General features: G+C 51.1%; 10 protein-coding genes and 1 pseudogene. 10 read left to right on the forward strand and 1 reads right to left on the reverse strand.

The window, feature by feature from the left end:
* Positions 1-23: 23 nt before the first annotated feature.
* A complete protein-coding gene (locus JCM12308_RS07280) occupies positions 24-902 on the reverse strand; it encodes a MurR/RpiR family transcriptional regulator (protein ID WP_054783313.1) in 879 nt (292 codons plus the stop codon).
* Between the two features lie 605 nt (positions 903-1,507).
* Here JCM12308_RS07280 and dctP point away from each other — a divergent pair.
* The 10 genes and pseudogenes from dctP (at position 1,508) to JCM12308_RS29260 (ending at position 16,392) form a co-directional block, all read left to right on the forward strand.
* Complete coding sequence (gene dctP / locus JCM12308_RS07285; RefSeq protein WP_014286183.1) at positions 1,508-2,542, forward strand: TRAP transporter substrate-binding protein DctP; 1,035 nt, start codon at positions 1,508-1,510, stop codon at positions 2,540-2,542.
* Between the two features lie 81 nt (positions 2,543-2,623).
* Positions 2,624-3,226: a TRAP transporter small permease gene (locus JCM12308_RS07290; RefSeq protein WP_008546401.1), complete on the forward strand. Its 603-nt coding sequence runs from the start codon at positions 2,624-2,626 to the stop codon at positions 3,224-3,226.
* Positions 3,223-4,511, forward strand: a pseudogene (locus JCM12308_RS07295) (TRAP transporter large permease). Before JCM12308_RS07290 ends, JCM12308_RS07295 begins: the two are co-directional and overlap by 4 nt.
* Positions 4,512-5,157: 646 nt before the next feature.
* On the forward strand, positions 5,158-6,522 hold the full coding sequence (locus JCM12308_RS07300) for a TolC family outer membrane protein (RefSeq protein WP_014286182.1): 1,365 nt from the start codon (positions 5,158-5,160) through the stop codon (positions 6,520-6,522).
* Positions 6,523-6,609: 87 nt separating this feature from the next.
* Positions 6,610-8,787 (forward strand): type I secretion system permease/ATPase, encoded by a 2,178-nt coding sequence (locus JCM12308_RS07305; protein ID WP_054783314.1) that lies wholly within the window; start codon positions 6,610-6,612, stop codon positions 8,785-8,787.
* Positions 8,788-8,952: 165 nt separating this feature from the next.
* Positions 8,953-9,342: a biotin/lipoyl-containing protein gene (locus JCM12308_RS31360; protein ID WP_244271847.1), complete on the forward strand. Its 390-nt coding sequence runs from the start codon at positions 8,953-8,955 to the stop codon at positions 9,340-9,342.
* A complete protein-coding gene (locus tag JCM12308_RS31365; protein ID WP_244271848.1) occupies positions 9,267-10,094 on the forward strand; it encodes an HlyD family type I secretion periplasmic adaptor subunit in 828 nt (275 codons plus the stop codon). Before JCM12308_RS31360 ends, JCM12308_RS31365 begins: the two co-directional genes overlap by 76 nt.
* Before the next feature lie 28 nt (positions 10,095-10,122).
* Positions 10,123-11,028, forward strand: a complete 906-nt coding sequence (locus tag JCM12308_RS07315) for a transglutaminase-like cysteine peptidase (RefSeq protein WP_054783315.1) — start codon at positions 10,123-10,125, stop codon at positions 11,026-11,028.
* A gap of 368 nt (positions 11,029-11,396) precedes the next feature.
* A complete protein-coding gene (locus JCM12308_RS07320) occupies positions 11,397-15,143 on the forward strand; it encodes a DUF5801 repeats-in-toxin domain-containing protein (RefSeq protein WP_054783316.1) in 3,747 nt (1,248 codons plus the stop codon).
* Entirely contained in the window at positions 15,112-16,392 is a 1,281-nt protein-coding gene (locus tag JCM12308_RS29260; protein WP_208978340.1) for a DUF5801 repeats-in-toxin domain-containing protein, read from the forward strand. Before JCM12308_RS07320 ends, JCM12308_RS29260 begins: the two co-directional genes overlap by 32 nt.
* Positions 16,393-16,438: the final 46 nt, after the last annotated feature.

Here is a 16,438-nt window from a genome sequence, read left to right on the forward strand (position 1 = left end):
TAGTATTCCGAGTTCTTATTGGCTTATTGGTCTGGCCAGTATTCGCCGAGTTCATTACGGCAGCGTTCCAGCCTTGTGATGTTGTCGATGACGACCTGTCCGCTGTCTGCCACCAGAAAGCCGAGGATCATTTCAAGCAGGGCTGCCGTTGCAACGTAGCTTTCAAAGAAATGCGGGCTTTGGACTGGTGTGAGCAGGAGGTCGGTTGAATAAGTGGCAAGTGGTGAAGTACGGGTATCGGTAATCCCGATGACCTTTGCGCCCACTTCATAGGCTCGCTTTGCGACCAGCACGGTGTCGGCTGCGCACGGGTTCAGGGAGATTGCAACGACCACGTCGTCGGCGTTGATGTACTCAACCTGATCCGCGATCTCGCCGTTTCTGCGATTGATAAGGCGCCAGTTGCGAAAGCACATGGAGGCGACGTAATGGAGGTAGTTCGCCAGTGAATGAGAGGCGTGCATGCCCACGACAACTACGTTTCGCGCGGTTGCCAGCGAAGAAATAATCTGTTGCAGGTGGTTGCGATCGATGGTGTCGAAGAGGTGTTTCAGGTTGCCGATGGCAGCGCTTTTGAAGCTTTGTAGTGAGGCTTCAATGTCGGAGGTGCCGTGTGTGGCCTGAAGTTCACCTGCGCGAGACGGGTAGTTGGAGGAGAAATCCTCAAACCCGCCGCGATAGACATCGCGCATCGCGTTGTAGGTGTCGAACTCCAATGACTTTGCGAGCCGGTTCATTGTTGGAGGAGGGACTTCCGCACGGGCTGCGACCTGACGCATGGAGAGTGTTGCAACGTCACTTGGATACTCCAGCACATAAGCCGCGCTCTTCTTGAGCTGCTTGCTTAAGTTCGGATAGGCCTTCGTGAGTTGATCGATCGTCTCCTGATAGCTTTTCGTCATAGTTTCCCCTCCCAAACGAATCATTGTTTCAAAAATTTCGACCCAAATGGATCAAATGTATCAGCCGCTCTGAATTATCGTTTTTTGTGTGGAGCGCTTCTGCGATTGCGATGTTCCTCTCGATTTTGAACCGATATAAATTTGATATATCAGTGTCTTTTTTTCATGCAGAAAATTGCTGCTGCCATTTGGTTTGCCTAAAACCCTATAATTTGAAGAGCTTTCCGCCCAAAATTTCTTCAAATTCAGTAGATATGACTAGTTCATAAGGTGACAAATGGTCAATAGTGAAAAAAATATGGATCATTTGAATTATATCTAGTATGTTTCCCGAGTTAGTAAAAGTATGCATGCGAAACGCACTGCGCTTTATTGCCAGTTCTTCGCATCTATTCGGGCAAAAGGGGACAAGCACTTACGAGGACATCACTCATCAAGAACAATGAAAGATGTTTTCGATCGCGGCCCCTGAGCTGTAGCAATCTAAAAAATCTTAAGCGACCCGGTCCGGTGCAAATCGTCGTGTCGTGAGAGGCGTAATCGGCCATCCGGGAGCCAATGATAAGCAATAGATGCATATCTGGATGGTTATTAGGGAGACAAGAATGAACAAACCTAGCCTTAAATCTGTATCAAAGGGTTTCCGTCGCGTTCTGAGCGTAGGTGCAGCAAGCGCAGTTGCTTTGACACTGGCTTCTTCAGTTTACGCAGCTGACCTGCGTTTGAAAATTGCTGGTACGGTTCCTGTCGATCACGAAGGCACCAAAATGCTGAAGCAGATCGAGAAGGAAATTGAGGCTGCAGATGTTGGACTGAAAGTTTCTGTCTTCCCTGCAAGCCAGCTCGGTTCCGGTGAGTCTCTGGTTGAAGATACCATCCGCGGTAACGTGGACTTTGTGATGGCGTTCATCTACTCCCACAAAGACCCAGTGCTCGACATCATGTCCATGCCTTACCTGTTCACCAGCTGGGACGATCTGGAAAACGTGATGTTGAACCCAGAGTCCGAGTACAACAAGATCATCAACGAGCGTCTTGAAAAACTCGGCCTGAAGCTGTTCAACCACAACCCAGAAGGTTTTGTTGGCGTTGTTGCGAACAAGAAGCCTGAAGACTACGCTGGCTTTGGCGACAAAGGCATGAACATCCGCGTTTGGTCTTCTGCTGTTGTTAAAGACATGGCTGAAACACTGGGCTACAACACCACCACCATGGCTTGGGGTGACATGTTCCCAGCGATGCAGTCCGGTATTGTTGACGGTACATTGTGCTGCACCAAGCAGGCTGCTTACACCATCTTCGCAAAATCCAACGTTGGTAAGTACTTCGTAGAGTACAACGCGATCTCTGAAATCAACTCTTTCTACGGTTCCATGAAAACCTGGAACAAGATGAACGACGAGCAGAAAGCTGTTGTGAAAGCTGCGTTTGACAAAGCTTCCAAGCAGTACTTCCAGTTCAACAAAGAGAACGATGCGAACTTCAAGCAGAAACTCGTAGAGTCCGGTTATGAAATCCTGAGCTTCACCCCAGAACAGGAACAGGCTCTGGCTGAGCGTGTTCGTGAGCAGGTTTGGCCTGCAATGGCTGAAGTTGTTGGTCAGGAAACCATTGACCGTCTGAAGAAAGACTTCAAATAAGCCCTTCTCTTCGAGGCCGACGCATACCCTGCGTCGGCCTTTTCTATGAGTTTTTTGTTTTTATAACGAAGGGCATATCAGATGAGTATTCTGACAAGCGAACTTCCAAGACCAGTGGCTAAACCGCTGAACGGCGTCATTAAACTGATGAACCTCATGATTACAGCAGGCGGTGTAATCATGGCGCTCACATTCTTTATGGTGGTGATCGTCCGTTATGGCTTTGGTGGTAATCTATTCGCCTATGAAGAATGGCTGATGACCATCAGTTTCTGGATGTTCTTCATGGCTGCTGCCGTCGCCTCGGCACGCAAAGAGCACGTGAACGCAGACGTGCTTGGCTTTCTTATCAAGAACCCACGCATCATCTGGTGGCGTGAGGTTGCAGTTGAAATCATCGAGATTGGTGTGCTGTCCGCTGTGACGTATTGGGGCTTCCTGATGCTTCAGGAAGAGGTTGCTTCCTATCCAATCTGGCAGACCACAGTCGCGCTGAAGATCCCATTCTTCGTGCCGCGCCTCGGCATTTTTCTCGGCTTCTTGTTTATGACCCTGTTTGCTGTGTTGCACTTTTACCTGCTGCTCAGAAACGGTCCTAAATGGCCGGAGCGTGAACCGCGCGAGATCGCAGAGAGTGTTGACCCTGAAGAAGAACAAGTAAAAGCACAAGGGGCTGCGCAATGATTATTGTAGGATCTATCGCCATTCTTTGTGGCCTGCTGCTGCTTGGTGTCAGTGTGCATCTGGCGTTTGGCGCAATTCTGATTTTCCTCGCCTATATGGGCGGGCACGATGTGGCTGGTTATCTGCCAACTGGTCACTGGAAGATGAACAATGTGGTGCTGCTGGCTATTCCGCTGTTCATCATGGCTGGCGGTATCATGGAGAAGGGTCGCATCGCTGCGCCTCTCGTGGCACTTGCTGAGCTGTTCATCGGGCACATCAAAGGCGGCTTGTCTGCGGCAACTGTTCTGGCTTCCGGCGTGTTCGGTTCCATTTCCGGCAGTGCGAACGCGACGCTGACCTGTATCGGTGGCATCATGATGCCGCATCTGCGCAAGGCGAACTATCCGCAAGGCCAGTCTGCTGCGCTGATCGTGAGTGCGGCGCCGCTGGGTTTGCTGATCCCACCGAGTGCTTCTCACATTCTTTATGCCTGGGTTGCTCAGCAGTCCGTGCTGCGCGCGTTCCTGTCTACGGTTATTCCTGGTCTGATCCTGATCACTTTGCTGATCGTTGTGAACCAGATCATGCTGCGCAAGTATAAAGACATCAAGCTGGAAGAGCGTCCTGAGAACTTCAACTTCGAGTTCAAGAAACGTGGTCTGAAAGCGTTTCCAGCGCTGATGATGCCTGTCATTATCCTTGGTGGTATCTACGGTGGTGTGATGACGCCAACAGAAGCTGCTGGTGTGGCTGTGATCTATGCGATCCCTGTTGCGATCTACGTCTACCGTGGTCTGACCTGGAAGACCTTCCGTGAAACTGTGCTGAGCTCAGGCATTACCATTGGTGTGGTGATGGCGATGATCTTCATGGTTCTGATCGTTAGCCGCTTCCTGATCTTTGAAGACATCCCTGCGATTGCAGAGGAGTTCGTCTATTCCGTCTCTGAAGATCCGATTATGATCCTGCTGATGGTGAACCTGGTGATGATCATCATCGGTATGCTGATGGATGACATCTCTGGTATTCTGCTCTCGACACCTCTGCTGTTGCCAATCGTGCAGGGCGTTGGTATGGACCGATCCACTTTGCGGCGGTTCTGGGTGTAAACTTGGGCATGGCGAACATTACCCCGCCAACCGCACCGCTGCTGTATCTGGGCTCTAAGGTGACAGACACCTCCGTCGATAAGATGCTGAAGCCGACGCTGATGTTCATCTTCTTCGCGTGGCTGCCAACGCTGATCCTGACCACTTTCATCCCGCAGCTGGCGCTCTTCGTACCAGACCTGCTGCTGAACTAAGTGTTCCGGAATTAGCGAGCTGACCAATACAAGGCGGGTGCCACAGGCATCCGCCTTTTTCTTTGCTCGTTCCTTGAGAAATGAGGGGGGAGGAGAAGGGTTTCACCGCAATGGAAATTAAAAGAATCAGTATTCGGTTTTCTGTCTTATGGTTAATTTGTGGGAACTGTTGGATTTCTTAGGTTCCAGTAGCGTAAATAAAATTCAATGACAGGTGGTATTTTAGCGACTGGGAATGAATATCTCTAAAATTTTATCTATCTAATTTTCCTTAGTACTATATCGAGGATGAGTAGAGGTGACTCTATTTCTTCTTAGATGAGTTCTAATAGATATGTTTTGCAGGGAACGCTGTAATGCGTTCTGAGTGTTCTGGTTCTCTATTTGAGTATTCTTGCTGTTTTCTATAAGTTTGCTGTGCTGAGTGTTGCATATATTCAAGGGTTCTCTTTAATTTTAAGGGTATCATTTGTGATGTGAAAAAATATATTGATAAAAATCTCAACACGTGATTTTACTCTCTTAGATTTTCTTTTTGTTTTTCCCACGGGCGGAAAATCAGGGGCGATGTGAAGATGAAATGTCGTTGTCTTTGGTTGGTTGAGGTAAACACCGTTCGTGGAAAAGTCGATTGGGGTGTAGGGCAATGCTTTTTCGAGGTACTTCTGTTGCACTTTTGATGTGCGCGTTGGGGGTAACGTCTGCTCATTCCGCGTCTTTAAGAGATGCCGTTGAAACCGCCGTTCTCACAAATCCGGACATTGTAGAGTCTGCAGCGAACAGAAGAGCGCGTGATCAGGAACTGCGCGCTTCGCAAAGCGCCTTCATGCCAAAGTTGAGCGTGAATGCATCCTTTGGTGCTGAACGCCTTCGCAGAGCACAGTCCAACACAACGGAACAGTGGCGCGCTGCCAAGCAGGTGAGTGTGGAAGCTGAACAGCTGCTGTTTGATGGCTTTGGCTCCGTAAATGAGATCTACCGCCAGAGTGCCCGTGTTGATGGTGCTGCTCTGCGCGTGCTGGAGCGTTCTGAAGCGATCGCACTTGATGCCGTTGAAGCTTATATCGACGTTGTGCGTCACCAGAAGATCCTCAACAAATCTAAAGAGAACACCGCTCTTCACCAGCGTCTGGCACGTGAAGTTAAAGAGCGTTACGACGGCGGCGAAACCGGTGCGGCTGATCTTGCGCAGGTTCAGGAGCGTGTCGCTGCTACCCGTATGATCACTGCAAGCGTCCGCAAGTCTTTGCTGGATGCGATGGCGAAGTATCGCCGCGTGGTTGGTGTTGCTCCAAATAATCTGATGGCTGTTTCTGCCGCAAACTCTGCTGCTGCTAAGAGCCTTTCTTCTGCGCTTGCCATGTCTCGTCAGAGCAACCCGCTGATCCTTTCTGCTGAGGCAGATACAGACGCTGCTGGTTTTGCGCTTGAGCAGAGCAGCTCTTCTTTCATGCCACGCGTTACTTTGAACGGTTCAGCGAACTTTGGTGATGATCTGAATGGTTATGAAGGCCGCAGTGATGATTACCGCATCATGGTTCGTCTGAAGTGGAACCTGTACAACGGTGGTTATGACAGTGCGATGCGCGGTCGTGCCGTTGAGCAGCTTGCTGAAGCTCAGGCACGCGTCGACCGTATGCGCCGTGAAACCGATGAGGCTGTTGAGCAGGCATGGGCGTCTGTTCAGACAACCCGCGAGCGTATTTCCGCGCTGCGCCAGACTGTTTCTGCAAACCAGCGCGTTGTGAGCGGATACCGTCAGGAATACAACATCGGACAGCGTTCTTTGCTGGACGTTCTGAACGCAGAAAATGCGTTGTTTAACAGCCGTATCGATCTGATTTCAGCTGAGTACATCCTCAAGTTCTCTACCTATCAGCTGCAGGGTACCACCGGTAATCTGCTGGCGATGTTCGACATCACGCCACCAGCTGAGGCAAGAGCTGATCGCCGCGGGAATACTTCGGTGTTCCCTCAGGCAGCAGGTTTCCAGATTGAACCACTTCGTTAATGGTGTAACCTGCACGCATAGCCGAAATTTTCTTCAGGAAGGGAGCCTTTGCGGCTCCCTTTTGTCGTTAGGAATGATGAGACTGTAATGACTGTCGAGACTGAAAACTCAGCTGAAGTGAGCGTCAAAGATCCTCTGATTGAGGCGATCAAGTACATCGCCAGAAGTTACGGCAACTATGCAACGGCTTCGGTCATCCTTGCTGGGTTGCCATACGATGGTCAGCGGCTTTCCATCAAGCTGGTTGAGCGTGCAGCATCCAACTGCGGGATGCGGGCGTTGGTCGTCAATAAAAAGGCAGCCACCATTCCGGCAATCTCGCTTCCCGCGATCCTTGTGTTTGAGGACGGCAGTCTTCGTATTTTGAAAGAGCTGAATGAAAGTACCGGGCATGCGTCCATCGTGGATGCAGAAAAGCCTGAAGAACAGCAGATTCTTTCTATTGCTGCTCTGGAGAAGCTCTACAGCGGTCACGCAATCTTCTTCAAGCCGGTGAACATGACCTCTGAAAACAGTGGTATGGGATCAGGGCGAGACGGGCATTGGTTCTGGGGTGTCATTGCGGGTTTTTGGAAGGATTACATTCACGTTGCCATTGCGGCGCTGGTGATTAACAGTCTGGCATTGGCGTCTCCGCTCTTTATCATGAACGTATATGATCGGGTTCTGCCGAACTTTGCCGTTCCAACACTGTGGGCGCTTGCTGCCGGGGTTGTGCTGGCACTGGTGTTTGATGGAGTTTTAAAGACTGCCCGCAGCTCGATCATTAACATGACGGGTAAGCAGGCGGACCTTGCCATTGCCTCTCGGATTTTTTCCCATGCACTTGGTCTGGATCTGGAGAACCGTCCGGGATCAACCGGTCAATTTGCCAACCATATCAAAGAGTTTGAGACTGTTCGTGAGTTCTTTACGTCCTCCTCGCTGGTTGCTCTGATAGATATGTGTTTTATCGGTTTGTTCGTGATGGTTCTGTTCATCATTGTCGGACCGATTGCCTATGTGCCGCTTGCGGCGGTTCCGGTTGTTATTCTGATTAATCTGCTGGTGCAGCCTGCGCTTGCCGGATCGGTTGATCAGGCGACCAAGGAAAGCGCGATGCGCCATTCGGTGCTGGTGGAGAGTATCGCGAATATCGATACTATTCGTGCGCTCAATGCTGAAAGCTCCATGCAAATCAAGTGGGAGCGCTCCGTTGCCTCCAGTGCGGCTGCCATTCTCAAAGGGCGCTACTGGTCCACGCTGGCGCAGTCTCTTACTGGCTTTGCTCAGGCATTGGTTTCCATTTGCATCGTTGTCTGGGGCGTTTATCTGGTCAATGAGGGCACTGTAAATATGGGCGGCCTGATCGCAGCGATGATGCTTTCTGGCCGTGTGCTTGCGCCGCTGTCCTCCATTGCGGGTACGTTGACGCGCCTGCGCCAGACCATGCATTCCTACAAGATGTTGTCTGGGTTGATGGATCTGCCAGCTGAACGCAGGCCTAACCGAACGTATGTAAACAGCCGGATCACTTCCGGTGCAGTTTCCTTCCAGAACGTTTCCTTCCGTTATCCGCAAGCGGCTGAAGACTCACTGCGAGATGTGAGCTTTGAGATCAGGCCAGGTGAGACGATTGGACTGATTGGCCGTGTTGGTGCTGGTAAGTCGACCGTTGGGCGCTTGTTAGCTGGACTCTATACGCCATCTGACGGGGCAATTCTCGTCGATCAGATTGATACCCGTCAATACGATCCGGCTGATCTTCGAGATGGTGTTGGATTCCTGTCTCAGGATAACGTGCTGTTCAGCGGCAGCCTGCGAGAAAATATTGTTGTCGGACGTCCTCAAGCGTCTAACGAAGATATCTATCGTGCAGCTCACATCGCTGGTGTTGAGGATTTTGTTGCGACCCATCCGCATGGCTTTGATATGCAAGTGGGTGAGGGTGGTCGGCTGCTTTCTGGTGGACAGAAACAAAGTGTTGCGCTGGCCAGAATGTTGCTGCGTCAACCACGTCTTTTGTTCCTTGATGAGCCGTCCAGCCATCTGGATACGGCCTCTGAGCGCCGTCTTCTGGAACGCTTGAGAGAATACAACTCACCAGACACGACCATGATTATCAGCACGCACCGGACGTCCTTGCTGCAGCTGACTGACCGTCTGATTGCGCTGGATAAAGGCCAGTTGGTGGCGGATGGTCCTCGAGATCTTGTGATTGAAAAGCTGCGTACACTTGGGGCGACGCGACAAGAACAACGTCAGCGCAGTGCGGAGGGCGTGTAAGATGAAAAACTGGGATTATGCGACCGATATCCGCGCCAGCTGCAGACGCGTCCACCGCGGGCAGCTACGCGCGTCATTCTCATTGTTTTTGTTGCGCTGATTGCCGGTATCGTCTGGGCATCTCAGGCTGAGCTAGAAGAAGTAACACGTGGTGAAGGGCGTGTTGTGCCATCCAGCCAGATCCAGATCGTTCAGGCGCCTGAGAAAGGGATCGTGAAATCTCTGCTCGTGGAAGAAGGGCAGATCGTCCAGAAGGGCGATATCGTGGTGCGCGTGGATGATACAGGCTTTTCCTCGCAGCTTGGTGAGCTTCAGCAGCGTCAGTGGAGCCTTTTGGCGCGTGCAGAAAGATTGATGGCAGAGGCCAACAATGCGCCTCTGGAGCTTTCTGAGGAGCTAGAAGTAATGCGCCGGGCCATAGCTTTGAAGAAGAGCAGGTTTATCTGGCTCGCAAGCAACAGTTGGCGAGTGAGATTTCTTTGCTCAAAAATCAGCGTTTGCAGCGGGAACAGGAACTGGAGGAGCTTCTGGCGGAACAGCGCAAAACGACTGTGACGACTGAAACGCTGGCCCGCGAGGTTGAAATTAACGAACGGCTCTTCAAGCGCAAGGTGCTTCCAGAGATTGAGTTCCTGCGCCTTAAGCGCCAGCTGGATGAAGCTCAGGGCAGTTTGGAAGTGTTGAATGCTTCTATCCGGCGTGTGACTTCAGCGGGGCAGGAGGCGGAAGAACGTATTGCCAATGCGCAGACCGTGTTTCATGCCAAGGCCCGTCAGGAGTTAGCTGCAGCACGTGCTGAACTGGCGGTAATAAATGAGAGCATCAAAGCTGCTCGCGATAAGGTTCAGCGGACCGATCTTGAGGCACCTGTCTACGGTGTGGTTAATCAATTGAATATATCCACAATCGGGGCTGTCGTGCAGCCTGGAGAGCCTCTGGTCGAGATTGTTCCGCTTGAAGATACGCTTCTGATTGAAGCGCAGATCAGTCCTCAGGACGTGGCATTTCTTAGGCCAGGTCAAGAGGTTACGGTCAAAATCACTGCCTATGACTACTCCATTTATGGTGGTCTGAAAGGCAAGCTGGAAAGGATTGCTGCGGACTCCACCAAGGACGAGCAGGGAAATCGATTTTTTAAAGTGAACGTCAGAACAGATAAAAACTATCTTGGGACGGAAACGGATCCTTTACCAATAATTCCAGGAATGGTGGCCTCAGTAGACGTTTTAACCGGTTTTAAAACGGTGTTGGATTACATCCTTAAGCCTATAAACAAAGTGCGTTCGGAAGCACTCCGCGAAAGGTAATTTCGAGCGCCTGACAAGGGGCGTCAGGATGTTTTGTAATAGGTTTTGGGCCGCCGGCAGACGCCGTGCGGTAACGAAGGATTATTGTGTCTACAAAGCTGCAGTTCTCGGATTTGCCGGTGTTGCGCTTGGATTTTCTCAGTTTGTTACTGCGGCTGCTGCACTGGAGCCGCAAACCACTTATTTTCCAACGGATCTCGCTTCTATTTCTACCCCACAGCCGGTGGTTCTGGCTAAAGCTCGCTTGCCTGTGCCAATGGCGAAGCCTGAGCTTCCAGCTATCGAAACGGCTTCTGCTCATGGGGCTGATGCTGTTCTTGATAAGCCTGCCAGCAAGCTTCAAAGCGTTGTTCGCTCTGCAGCAGGAACTTCTATCGATATGCGCTGGAGTATTATTACCAGTCAGATGGATAGTATTACGAGTTCTTCCAAGTGTTTGAAAAGCAGTGAGAAATGTGAAGCTAGCGTGCTGAACACCTGGGGCAATCTTATTAAGTCAGCTCGCAAGCTTCCTCGTCATAAGCAACTTTCCTACGTTAATCGCGGAATTAACGCGCTGATCAGTTACAAGAGTGATCAGCAAGTGTGGGGGCAAAGCGACTACTGGGCTTCTCCGATAGAAACGCTGAGCCAGCGCAGGGGGGATTGCGAGGATTATGCTGTCCTGAAGTACTGGACCTTGAGAGAGCTTGGTATTCCGGCGGAAGATATGAAGGTGGTTGCGGTATATGATACCAAAATTGGCCAGTACCACGCGATCCTCAATCTCTCCTATAAAGGAGGGGAGTATGTGCTGGATAATCGCTTTGGTCGCGTTGCTCTTAAGCAAGACACCAAAAACTATAAATGGGTGCATGTTGCCGGTAGTGGCAAGCAGCTCCCGCAAAAGATCAAGTATACATCTCTTGCTGCAATGACCCGCGCGTTTAACTAGAACCGCGAATCCAGTTTACAAAACCTATTTTTTGAGCGCGTTACAAGGGGCAAAGAACGCGCTCTTTTTTGTTCGGGAAGCCCTTTCTCCTGCCAATCAGCTCTCAAAAAGCACCATTTCCCGTTAATAACTTCGCCACCCTGTATAGGGAGCGGTGTTTAACAAAAAGTAAAATACTCAATAAAATTTAATCAAATTAAAACCTTGGTCGCAGAAATGCGCGATTTCAGGGTGTTGCCGTACTGTGACGGAATTAACGATGTTAAAATTTCCTTAAGGAAATGATTTGACTTTTATCAGGATTGGCAAAATTATCGGCGCAATTGCTAAAATTTTATTAAAACTGTTTATGCGTCGGGTTTGCTACTATGTCAGAGCGTCAAGCGTCTTCCACGAACACAGCCACCAACACCTCCCAAGCTACGATTCCTCCGCAAACGCTGAAGATTGGCGTTGTTGCAGAGGGAAGCTCTGAGGTTCTCGTTCGGCAGCCAGGTCAGCTGGTCGACTTCAGCCAGATGCTGGAGGTGCCTGTCAGTCTCTTCAGATATGGAGAAAGCCTGCAGATCCTGTTCTCTGGTGGGGGAACACTGCTTGTTGAAGGGTTCTTCACTGGTGACCAGACCGACGCTTCTCTGATCCTGAGTGAAAACCAGACACTGACCATCGAAGAGTTCGGAGCGCTGGTAGAAATTCTGCCGGTTGACACGCTGCAGACCGCTGCGGGTGATGGCACGCCGATTGCTGATCAGCTGGAAGAGCCAGGCAGTTCCGGTCAGGACTTTGACGACAACCCTGACGGTGGGCCACTGGGGCCTGGGCTGAATGTTAATGATCTGCTGAAGCCAGAAGACAATGCAGGCGCAGCTGCGGCCAATGATGACCCTGAGCAGGACGTGGATGATGTTCCCGTTGCCGGTATTGCAGAAGTTGGTGCTCTTGATGAGACAGACTGGGCAGATGCTGGTAAAGGACCGCTTTCCTTTACAGGCAATCTGAACGTTGATTTCGGTCTTGATGGTGTTACTGAGCGTTCTTTGCAGTTCCAGCTGGACAATGGCGTGCCGGTTGATCGTGCAGGCAATCCTTTGAGCCTGACAGCTGACGGGCAGCCTCTTTCCTATGAAGTGCAGGACCTGACTGCGGATGCAGCCAATGAAATTGGCGATGGAAGCCAGTTGCTGACAGCTAAGCTGCCAAATGGTGAAGTTGTTTTCGAAGTTCTGCTCAACACGTTTACCGAGACGGGTGCGTACACCTTTACGCTGCGCGGTAATCTGGATCATCTGGAAGCAGATGTGAAAGACATTCTGGCACTTGAGTTTGGCTTCCAGGCTTTTGACGCTGATGGAGATTCAGCAGACTCGTTCCTGATTGTGAACGTTGCTGATGACATGCCAGAAATTGGCGAGCCATCCACGGGCACCGTTGATGAAGATGGTATTCCTGATATCGGCAACAACAACGACAATGCTGATGGTGATGCAGCCGCCACGTCCAATACGATAACAGCATCTCTTGATATTGATTGGGGGGCTGATGATGCAGACAGCGAGCAGGGTGGTGTTGGTGATCGCTCTGTTAAGTTTGCGGGAACACCAGAGGTACCACAAGGACTGTCCTCAGAGGGTGTAGCTCTGGTCTACTCCCTCAGTGATGACGGTACTGAGCTGACCGCGACCAAAGGAGATGGTGGCGAAGCCGTCTTCAAAGTGACTTTGTCCGATGACGCCGCTGGTACTTATAGCTTTGAGCTGATGGGGCCTCTGGATCACCCAGTTGCCAACACTGAAGATGACATCAACCTGACCTTTGAATTTATTGCAACAGACAGTGACGGCGACACCGCGAGCTCAAGCTTCACTGTGATTGTTGATGATGATTTGGCTGATATTACCTCGCTTGAGGTGAACAAGTACGTTCAGGTTGATGAGAGCGCTGGTCTGGACAATGACGACACCACAGATACGGCTGTTTCTGAACTGTTTGACGGCGTAAACAACCTAGGTTCTGACGAAGATATGGAGCCTCAGTTTGCCCGTGATAACGTGGTGGACTTTGCCTACGACAACGGAGCAGATGGCGCGACCCATACAGTGACGCTGAGCATCGAGGAAGACGGTATGTCTTCTGGTCTTCAGACCACAGAGGGCAAAGACATTCTGCTTTACCTGCAAAACGGTCTTGTTGTTGGCCGTGTTGGTGGTGCGGATGGCGATGCCGTGTTTGCAATTGCCATTGATGAAGCTGGTGAAGTCAGCCTTGCGCAATACCAGTCCATCAAGCAGCCGGACACCAGCGATCACGATGAGTTCGTCAACCTGGATGGCAAGATCTCAGCTGTTCTGACCGTCACCGATGGGGATGGTGATGTTGCGCGCCAGGACATCGCAATCGGTGAAAAGATCCGCTTTGGCGATGATGGTCCAACCATTACCTCGCTTGAGGTGAACAAGTACGTTCAGGTTGATGAGAGCGCTGGTCTGGACAATGACGACACCACAGATACGGCTGTTTCTGAGCTGTTTGACGGCGTAAACAACCTAGGTTCTGACGAAGATATGGAGCCTCAGTTTGCCCGTGATAACGTGGTGGACTTTGCCTACGACAACGGAGCAGATGGCGCGACCCATACAGTGACGCTGAGCATCGAGGAAGACGGTATGTCTTCTGGTCTTCAGACCACAGAGGGCAAAGACATTCTGCTTTACCTGCAAAACGGTCTTGTTGTTGGCCGTGTTGGTGGTGCGGATGGCGATGCCGTGTTTGCAATTGCCATTGATGAGGCTGGTGAAGTCAGCCTTGCGCAGTACCAGTCCATCAAACAGCCGGATACCAGCGATCACGATGAGTTCGTCAACCTGGATGGCAAGATCTCAGCTGTTCTGACCGTTGCTGATGGGGATGGTGATGTTGCGCGCCAGGATATTGCAATCGGTGAGAAGATCCGCTTTGGCGATGATGGTCCAACCATTACCTCGCTTGAGGTGAACAAGTACGTTCAGGTTGATGAGAGTGCTGGTCTGGACAATGACGACACCACAGATACGGCTGTCTCTGACCTGTTTGCGAATGTGGCTTTCAAAGGCTCTGACGAAGATATGGAGCCTCAGTTTGCCCGTGATAACGTGGTGGACTTTGCCTATGACAACGGAGCAGATGGCGCGACCCACACGGTGACGCTGAGCATTGATGATGCGAACTCAGGTCTTACCACCACCGACGGCACTCCAATTATGCTTTATCTTGAAAACGGTCTTGTTGTTGGCCGTGTTGGCGGTGCAGGTGGCGACGCTGTGTTTGCGATTGCCATTGATGAAGCTGGTGAGGTCAGCCTTGCTCAGTACCAGTCCATCAAACAACTGAACACCAGCGATCACGATGAGTTTGTGAATCTGGATGGCAAGATCTCAGCCGTTCTGACCGTTACCGATGGGGACGGAGATGTTGCCAGCGACAGCATCGCAATCGGTGAAAAGATCCGCTTTGGCGATGATGGTCCAACCATCACATCGCTTGAGGTGAACAGGTACGTTCAGGTTGATGAGAGCGCTGGTCTGGACAATGACGACACCACAGATATGGCTGTTTCTGATCTGTTTGCGAATGTGGCTTTCAAAGGTTCTGACGAAGATATGGAGCCTCAGTTTGCCCGTGATAACGTGGTGGACTTTGCCTATGACAACGGAGCAGATGGCGCGACCCACACGGTGACGCTGAGCATTGATGATGCGAACTCAGGTCTTACCACCACCGACGGCACTCCAATTACGCTTTATCTTGAAAACGGTCTTGTTGTTGGCCGTGTTGGCGGTGCAGGTGGCGACGCTGTGTTTGCGATTGCCATTGATGAGGCTGGTGAGGTCAGCCTTGCTCAGTACCAGTCCATCAAGCAGCCGGATACCAGCGATCACGATGAGTTTGTGAATCTGGATGGCAAGATCTCAGCCGTTCTGACCGTTACCGATGGGGACGGAGATGTTGCCAGCGACAGCACCGCAATTGGCGAGAAGATCCGGTTTGGCGATGATGGTCCGAGCCTGACAGGTGAGGAGCAGGGCGTTACTGTTGATGAAGATGATATTGATACGATCTTCTCTACTGGTACCAGCTGATTACTGGGGCTTTGAAGGTGATGAGAGCCTGACTGAGTTCTGGACTGGTGCAGCCATCTCATTCGGCGATCTGCAAGGTGTTGTTAATTTTGGTGCAGACGGGGATGCGGGCGCTAACTCGTTCACATTCGTCAATGATGCCACTCAGCAGCTGACCAATCTTGGTCTGACCTCTGACGGAGATAGCATTCAGTTTGACAGTCTTCAGCTGACACCAAATATCACTCTGATGCTTGGTGTTGCGAACGGTCGTCCTGTTATCGGTCTGGCACTGAACAGTGAAACCGGTGAGTTTGCCGTGTTGCAAGCGGATCAGCTGGACCATGTTGCAGGTAAGGGTGAGAACACTGCATTGCAGCTCAGTGATGGCACCATGATTGATGCCATTGACTTTGGTTCCGTGATTGTTGCCAGGGATGGAGACGGGGATACCGTCGAACTGGGCGGCAAGCTGGATGTGACCGTCGTTGATGATGTTCCTGAGCCCCACATCTGGGTGGATGATCATATCCGCATTGATGAGACTGAAGGTGATCACAGCGACAACGTTCCTGCGAAGGGGCGTATTCGCAAGCTGTTTAAAGACGTTGAAGACAAGGGCAGTGACCCAGATCTGAGTGGCCCAATCTACGCGCGCAATGATGTTCTGGACTTTCACAAGCATGTTGGAGCTGATGAGCGTGGCAGCCATGAGCTCGTATTCCGCATTGATGCTGCTGCGTCTGGTTTGACCACGACAGAAGGTGAAGAGATTACGCTTACTCTGGAAGATGGTCAGATTGTTGGCCGTGTTCCAAGCGGCGAGGCAGCGTTTGCGATCCACCTGCATCAGAACGGAAAGGTCTCAATGGTTCAGTACATGTCCATTGAGCATCCGGATACCGACTCTTCCGATGAGCACGTATCGCTTGATGGAAAAGTCACCGCGATCCTGACGGTTACAGATGAAGATGGTGATGCTGTTTCAACTGAGATTGCTGTTGGTGACTTGCTGACATTTGATGACGACGGTCCGCGTGTAACCAATCAGCAGCGGGATGTCACCATTGATGAAGATGATATCGATACGCCTCTGTCTACCGGCACCAGCCTGATTATTGGGGGATTGAGGGTGACGGCAACTGGACTGACTTCTGGACCGGTTCTGCGATTAATACTGATAGTTTACAGAGTGTTGTCGACTTTGGAGCTGATGGAGATGCTGGTTCAGGTTCCTTCACCTTTGCAGGTGATGCAGAACAACAGCTGACAGATCTGGGACTGACCTCAGATGGAGATGCCGTTGAGTTCCAGAG

The sequence above is a fragment of the Pseudovibrio denitrificans JCM 12308 genome (genome assembly GCF_001310815.1).
Classification (GTDB): domain Bacteria; phylum Pseudomonadota; class Alphaproteobacteria; order Rhizobiales; family Stappiaceae; genus Pseudovibrio; species Pseudovibrio denitrificans.

What these genes read in the sequence shown, in the direction of transcription:
- dctP (WP_014286183.1), top strand. Translation starts at nt 1,508, where the DNA reads ATGAACAAACCTAGCCTTAAATCTGTATCAAAGGGTTTCCGTCGCGTT.
- JCM12308_RS07300 (WP_014286182.1), top strand. Translation starts at nt 5,158, where the DNA reads ATGCTTTTTCGAGGTACTTCTGTTGCACTTTTGATGTGCGCGTTGGGG.
- JCM12308_RS07305 (WP_054783314.1), top strand. Translation starts at nt 6,610, where the DNA reads ATGACTGTCGAGACTGAAAACTCAGCTGAAGTGAGCGTCAAAGATCCT.
- JCM12308_RS07320 (WP_054783316.1), top strand. Translation starts at nt 11,397, where the DNA reads ATGTCAGAGCGTCAAGCGTCTTCCACGAACACAGCCACCAACACCTCC.
- JCM12308_RS07290 (WP_008546401.1), top strand. Translation starts at nt 2,624, where the DNA reads ATGAGTATTCTGACAAGCGAACTTCCAAGACCAGTGGCTAAACCGCTG.
- JCM12308_RS07315 (WP_054783315.1), top strand. Translation starts at nt 10,123, where the DNA reads ATGTTTTGTAATAGGTTTTGGGCCGCCGGCAGACGCCGTGCGGTAACG.
- JCM12308_RS07280 (WP_054783313.1), bottom strand. Translation starts at nt 902, where the DNA reads ATGACGAAAAGCTATCAGGAGACGATCGATCAACTCACGAAGGCCTAT.